Annotated in this window: 3 protein-coding genes; all 3 read right to left on the bottom strand. The window is 41.2% G+C overall.

The genetic code is table 11. From position 1 onward, the window contains the following. A partial coding sequence (locus AC1DUA_RS26690) for a cache domain-containing protein (RefSeq protein WP_477502654.1) occupies window positions 1–950 on the bottom strand: 950 nt, incomplete at its 3' end. Continuing rightward, on the bottom strand, window positions 947–1,960 hold the full coding sequence (locus AC1DUA_RS26685; protein ID WP_477502653.1) for a response regulator transcription factor: 1,014 nt from the start codon (window positions 1,958–1,960) through the stop codon (window positions 947–949). The genes AC1DUA_RS26690 and AC1DUA_RS26685, both read right to left, overlap by 4 nt. A 186-nt stretch (window positions 1,961–2,146) precedes the next feature. Further along, window positions 2,147–3,700, bottom strand: coding sequence for an extracellular solute-binding protein (locus AC1DUA_RS26680; RefSeq protein WP_477502652.1), 1,554 nt, complete (start codon window positions 3,698–3,700; stop codon window positions 2,147–2,149). Window positions 3,701–4,121 lie beyond the last annotated feature (421 nt).

The following is a 4,121-nucleotide window of genomic DNA, read 5'->3' as shown; positions in this document are numbered from 1 at the left end:
ACCCAGGGGACAATAAGGATAACGAGAATCGTAATCAGCAGAAGCACGATCAGCATAGAAATGCGGGCCGTACTGAGGCCAACCGCCACCTCTTCAAAGGGTACCATGGAAACGATCCGCCAGCCTGTTACATCAGAGAGGGAACAGGCAATTAAATAATCACGTCCCTGATAGCGCTGCTTAGCTGCCAATTGGTTATCCGGAATTCGCAGAGAAGCAAGAGCCGTCTTCGCAATCGGCAATCCATTCCACTCCTCATTGGGGTGGTAAACGATCGTGTTGTCTTCGGATACGATAAAAAAGGTTCCCGAACTTCCCAGTTTGGAGCTTTGGAAAGAACGGCCAATTTCTTGCAATGAGACATCCACCACAAGCCTTCCGATCACTTCTATGGTGTTCTTATCGAATATTGGAAGGAATATGGACACAACGGGTCTTCCATTCGCAATTTCATATTTGGCAATATGTGTTGGAAATATCACCAAGTTATTGGAGAGAGGCTTGCCATACCAGGGCTCGTTTGATAAACGATCCAGTTTCGCAAACGATTGAGCCATGGAAACTACAGGATTGGATTTGGAGATGAGAAACATCCCCTGAGTTTCCGAGTAATTAATGGCAAGGTAACTCCTCAATTCTTTTTCGACATCTTGCAAATCAATATTGGTATAGTTCGGGTTTGTCAGCCACTTCTGGATGCGGTCACTAGCGATGAGCGAATGCGTAGACTGCTGAAGCTGCTTAAAATAATAATCCAAATGGTAGTTTAAGCGTGTGGTTGCTTCGTCGGATATGTTCTTATACTCTTTCTCCACAGCATTACTGTAGATATAATAGGAGAATCCGCCCAGCATTAATACCGAGAAAACACTCACACTTAGAAAAGCCAGCACCATTTTCACTTTAATTGAAATTTTCCAGCGTGAGATATAACTGGTTAATGTACTCATAATCCCAGATTCTTTCTATATTCCACCGGCGTGATCTTCACGATCTGTTTAAAGATTCGATTGAAATACGGCAGCGAGGTGTAGCCCACCATATCGGCTATCTCGTAAATTTTCAAGTCGGGCTCCTGCAGCAGCTCCTTCGCCTTCTGCAGACGAACTTGATTCAGATAGTTTAGACAAGTTTGTCCGGTTGTTTTCTTAAATAACATGCTAAAGTACGAAACGCTCATATACGACATCCCCGCTAGACGTGCAAGCGTGAAATTCTCATAATAATGCGCATCCAAGTAGTCACAAACGTTCTGAATCGAAACTTTTAATGGTTGGAACTCATATTTAGGAGAAGCAAGCAGCCACACATCCATCAAACTCGCAAAATGCTTGCGAATGCCTTGTTCGTTCTCTTCTGTGAAAGGGATCGGAGAGTACTGCGGAATAATGGAATGAAACAAGTCGTTAAGCTTTGAATTGAGGATACTCAGTAGACTTTTGGCCATGCTAGGTGATAGCACCATTAGCTTCAGGATATAATCAAGTAAGGAGTAAAGCCCTTGAAGCAGCCCTTGCTGCTTCTGCTCGGGGAGAGACTCGATAAACTGCTGAATTAATAAAACACCTTCATGAACCTCCGTCATGCTTTCCAAACGCTTCAGCGATCTCAATAAAGCACTATTCAATTCTTCTTCATCCACAGGCTTCAGCAAATATTCATTAATGCCATAAAGCATCGCTTGCTTTGCATATTGGAAATTATCGTAACCGCTTACAACTATGACAGTGACAGGTAAATTAAATTGATGGATTTGTTCAATTAGCCAAAGTCCCGTTTTTTTCGGCATCATAATATCGGTAATCACAATACTAGGCCAATGTTCGTTGATAAAGTTCCATGCCTCTTCGCCATTACTAGCCTCTCCTGCAACACTAAATTTCGGATTCAGCTTTTCAACCATTTCCACGACAGCATCACGAATCCAGAGCTCATCTTCTGCTACTAATACTTGAAACATATGTTTCCCTCCCTAACTAAAAACAAGGGGTGATCATCATACCCTTATTCATAAACTTTAACACGAATAAACGGGGACAACCAAAAAATAAGAAAACCTTTATCGAGGCCTTTCACAGAGATTATAAAAAGGGATCACCTGGCAAAATTCGCTTGGTGATCCCTTACTCAGATCCGTCATTCTGCCTTATTTCATCGTTTTATAAACCGTGTTCATTTCTTCAATAATCTTGTCTCCACCATTCTTTTTCCAATCCTCTATCGCCTTATCAATGCTCTCTGCCTGTGATTCGCCGACAATATATTTCACCATTTCACTCATCAATTTTTGAGAAAGCGAAGTGCCTACTTTGGCAGCAGTCTCTGAATAAATGCCGACTCCTTTATTAATGTTCGTATATTTAGCATTTTCATCAAAGATTGCATTTATCTTTTTCGCATAGGCTGGGTCGTCCCATAAACGGTAGGTGGTTAACGGATTAGCTTTACGGAAGAACCAGAAGCCAATTATGAAAGGACGGTTCTTATCAAATTGGTCCAGCTTCTCGTATTTATTATCAGCTGTCTTTTTATAATCAATGCCTTCAATACCATTCTTATTTAATATATCCCCTTCGTCTGTGGCTAAATAATCCAAAATTGCAAGGATGCGTTCTTGTTTGTTTTTATCAATCTTGGAATTAATAACTACTTTGTTGGAAGAAGATCCCGTGCCAACACCTTGAAGACCTGCAGGACCTTTGGGCGGTGCACCTGTCATCCATTGGGCATTCGGTGCAACCTTCTTGATATTCAACTCAGAGCCGGAAGAGCCCTCGGCATAAATAGCTGTTGCAACCAGTTGATGGATCCCCAATTTGTTGGCTTCAGCTTTTACACTCGGATCATTATTCTTATTTACGGCAAAATCTTTATCCAGAATGCCCTCAGCGTATGCCTTTCTCAAATAGCCTAAGAAATCCTTCAATTCTTTGTTCTGCGATTCCCATGGAACCAAGGCACCGTTAACGTCTTTCCAGCCGTTGGCTAATCCAAAGGCGTATTTCAGATAATCGATCATACCGAAGGATGTGCCCCCGCTAATAGCAAACGAGAATCCGATCGTATCGTCTTTGCCGTTACCGTCAGGATCATTTTTGGTAAACGCCTTGGCAACGTTATACAATTCGTCGGTGGTAGTCGGGTACTTCATGCCAAGCTTATCCAACCAATCTTTACGGATCACCAATGTATCGCGTGTTTCCGGCGTATACACCGGTACACCATATACCTTCCCATTCGGATTACCAATGCCAAACGAGTTTGGTGTCAACCCCTTCGTAATATTAGGATAATTGGCTAACAAAGGCTGTACATCCAGAAAAACACCCTTATCCCGCCATTTCAGGAAATTATTAAGATCGATAAAAAAGGCATCAGGGAATGAATTTGAAGCAGCTAACACCCCGAGCTTTTCATTGTAGGTATCCGCCGGAACCCATTGGAATTTCAGGTCCACATTGAATTTCTTATTCAATTCATCAATCATAGGATGCTTGTCAGGCCAGCCTCCTCCTTCGTAGGTGATACTCATTAAATTAAGGCTCAACTTGTCTTTGAATTTCTCAGCAGCCCCCGCTGATACTGCCGGTGCAGATGTAGATTTGACACTTACTGGCGTTGTTGAATTTGTTGACGAGCAACCAGCAATCAAACTAGCCGTGAGCGTTAATGCTGCGGTTGATTTTATCCATTTATTCATACCGATCCCCCTATAATTAGTAAACTATACTTCTCTTATAAAGTATCAGATTGATATCGCTTTCACATAATCAAATCCTCTGATTTCCTATCCAATCCTATTTAGTTTTCATTCATGTCGTTAGACTATAAGGAGGGAGGAAGAGAGCGCCGCGCAACGACTGTTAAYTATAAAAACAAAAGCCCTTACCAACAAAGTAAGGGCTACATCATACATTACAATAAATTTAATTCTTTTCCTGTTTCAATGCAAGAATTCCGGGTTGTCGATTAATGTTACTTCTGAATACTTCTGACCTACTTTAAGACTATTTAGACTTGTTCAGGACTTTTTTTCACTATCTCTTATACAAATCCAAAAATTTACAAACAATATACATTCATATATCATTTTAATAACATAACTTTGATATAACTAGAGA

It is taken from the genome of Paenibacillus sp. 01T422, from assembly GCF_056398785.1.
The sequence above is the reverse complement of the archived record's forward strand: the minus strand, read 5'-3'. Positions and strand labels throughout refer to the sequence as shown.